This is a genomic window from Oceanispirochaeta sp. M1 (genome assembly GCF_003346715.1).
Lineage (GTDB): Bacteria > Spirochaetota > Spirochaetia > DSM-2461 > DSM-2461 > Oceanispirochaeta.
Window position 1 is genome coordinate 1 of record NZ_QQPQ01000102.1, and the last position, 2,912, is coordinate 2,912.

2 protein-coding genes are annotated in these 2,912 nt (G+C 30.2%); one reads left to right on the forward strand and one right to left on the reverse strand.

What is annotated here, in order from left to right; all coding sequences use genetic code 11:
- Positions 1–177: 177 nt before the first annotated feature.
- Positions 178–2,118 carry a hypothetical protein gene (locus DV872_RS25860; protein ID WP_147283280.1) on the reverse strand — a complete coding sequence of 647 codons (1,941 nt, stop codon included), beginning with the start codon at positions 2,116–2,118 and terminating at the stop codon, positions 178–180.
- A 265-nt stretch (positions 2,119–2,383) separates the two neighbouring features.
- Between DV872_RS25860 and DV872_RS25865 the strand changes: the two genes are divergently transcribed.
- Positions 2,384–2,912 (forward strand): hypothetical protein (locus tag DV872_RS25865; RefSeq protein WP_114632865.1); only part of this gene is annotated, 529 nt, incomplete at its 3' end.

Below are 2,912 nucleotides of genomic sequence, written 5' to 3' on the forward strand. Positions count from 1 at the left end.
GTATAGAGGTCTATAATGTATAGCATCAGTCTCTGAAACACGAATACAATGAACTTAATTTAAAGAAATATTGTTTAAAATATTACTATCATTCCTTTTTCTCTTAAATCACTATATATAAAAAAGGTCTAGTTAAATGTATATATAAAGATCTCCCCAAAAAGTTCTTTATAAGGGTTATCCATCAACAATAATATAATTTTCTTCCGGGATAATCTCTCTAAGAACTTTTTTTTCAGGATTTAATCTACTCATTTCCCTAAGATAGTCCAGCCAAAAGAGATCTCCTAAAGATTTGATTCTTTTGTTGTCGATTAAGTTATCACCCGACAAAAATAAATAAAGAGACCAGAATGAATTTGATTCATTGACTTTCCAGAAAATTTTATCATCTTTCAATATAAAAGTATATTTATTACCTTCTGAAGAATAATAATCAATCGATATTACAGAATCTATTTCAGTCAATATTGGAGTAGTTTCTTGAGCATCTTGATCGGTTTCCTCTACAATATTGTCTTTTGTTCCACGGATCAAGGTTTTTGAATCTTGGGTGACTTGATAATTCCTATTTAAAAATTGAACTCTGTTTTGTCTTTCTAGCAATAAAAAAAATATAAATATTATACTACAAACTAGGATTGGAAGAAATATTTTAATTTGTAAATTTCCATATTTTCTTCTATAAATAGATTTTTTTTCCTTTGGTTGTGCGGCCTTCTCTTCAAATTTTTTTTTTTGATTATTAGTCACATGTGAGATTTCTTCTTCATTGTTTTGACCTGGATCATTGATATTTCTAGTTTTCAAAGATTTATTCTTATCAATTATCTCAACGGATGTCTTTAGTATTGATTGATTAACTTCTATCTTTTCAGAAGTAGTTTTATTATTCCCTTCTTCTTTACTGAATTGCTCTGCGAGTTTTAGAATCTGATCTAAACTTTTCGAAAACGTTATATTAAATTTTTTTATTTCATCATCATTATGCTGTTCGTCTTCTTCAATCTCATTATTTGATTCACTATCTTCTTCTAAAATCTCAATGTTTTCAGAAATAATATCTTGAGGCATATTTTCACTCTCATCAGATTTCGAAAATGAAGACTGGTCGGTCAAATCAGTTGGAAAATTATTTATTTGATTATCTAGTTTTTTATTCTCCAATAAATCGGGTTCACTCGATACATAATCAGATATCTCATCTACATGTTTCGTAACATCAATCGATATAGTTTCTTTTTCATATTGAGACAGATCATCTCCTGTTTCTTCTTGTTCCTCTGGATTAAAATTTATCAAATTATCTGTTTTATTGCTATTTAGCTCGACGGACCCTATATCGTATATATCATCATTTGAATTAATAATATTTTCACTAATACGTTTTATAGGCCGATGATCCTCGTTTTTTATAGAATCATCATCATTGTCTGTAATATTTGAATCATCTCGCAGTTCATTTCTTAAATCGAGATTTTCAGATAAAACAGCATCAGAATCATCTTCTAATGCTGTTATTACAGAACTCAACTTATATATATATTTCATTGTCTCTTTTAATAAATCTTCTGGTAGTTCTGTATCAATTCTCGAAAGAAGAAAGTACACCATCGCTTTGTTCTGATCATTCAAGCTTCTATGACATAAAAGTACAGTTAAATACAAAACAACATCGCTTGGAGGAATATCTGATAAAACAGAATCGATTAGAAAAGCTTCATTGATAGCTCGTCTGTAAGAGAGATAACCTCTTCTAATCATATTATTAGTCATATCTGTCGGGAAGGGGTGTTTATTTCCAAAAAGTTGATTAATAATAAAATTATAATCGTTATCATAAATATCATCTAAAAGTAACTTATATAGTTTTTCTGATAAATCGAAACTGGGATAATCAATTTTGTAAAGAAACACAATTGTTAATATATATTCAGTTCTGGACATTTTTTCAATATTTATATTTTTTACTAATATTTCTGAAATCCCACTTTTGCTCGAAAAGCTTAAACTCTGTGTAATTTCAATCAACTCAATATCAACTTCATTACACCAGCCATGTAATGATGCAATATGATATAATTTTTCTAGCCTTTCTAAAATATCAACTGTTTCCATGATTTTAATGTCCATTTTCAGCTATTTAACATCCAAATTTAAATATAATTTGAAATTATGCATTTTACAATTATTAAAATATATCTAATTCAATTTCATGCTTTCAAATTTATTTCAACCGATTTTACCAAATTTAATGATGTTAGAATAAGAAAATGAAGAAAATCACAAGAAAATTTGTAATTTCTAACTATCAATACAATACTTTTTAATGTGACGCTAACAATGACTTAGATATCACCCAATGAAACTAAGGAGAAAGTGAATGGATAAGCAAAAAGAAATTGCTATCGAAGATGCATGGAGTCAAGAATCTATAATGGATGTTGAAATCAACATCATTGAACGCATGATTGGCTGTAGAACTGTTGAAAGTGTGGAGTCATCAATTAGTTATGCCCGGTTTCTCAGATTATCCGGGCTGACTAATGACAACTACCCACTTTTCCTGAGATTACTCGAAGTTGAGAACCATTGGGTAATAGACTCTCTTATTGGCGATAAAGATCCCTTCCTATTGTTGAGTTCTGTACATCCCAATAATTATCTGATACTGCAGGCCTTCAAACTTCTCACGGCCTGGCATCCCGGAGGAATTTATCCCAAAACTCTGGCCATAATCCTGGGTGTTCTTCAAGCTGCATTCAGTTCCCCGAAAGATGGATACAAAATCTTTACAACCAGTATCAATGATGTTAATAACCTTGGAAAACATCTTAACAAAGAGCTCGGTCAGGATGATCTGAACAACCGCTGTATGCTCGATGTACTAGACCGAATTGGCTCTCTTGCCG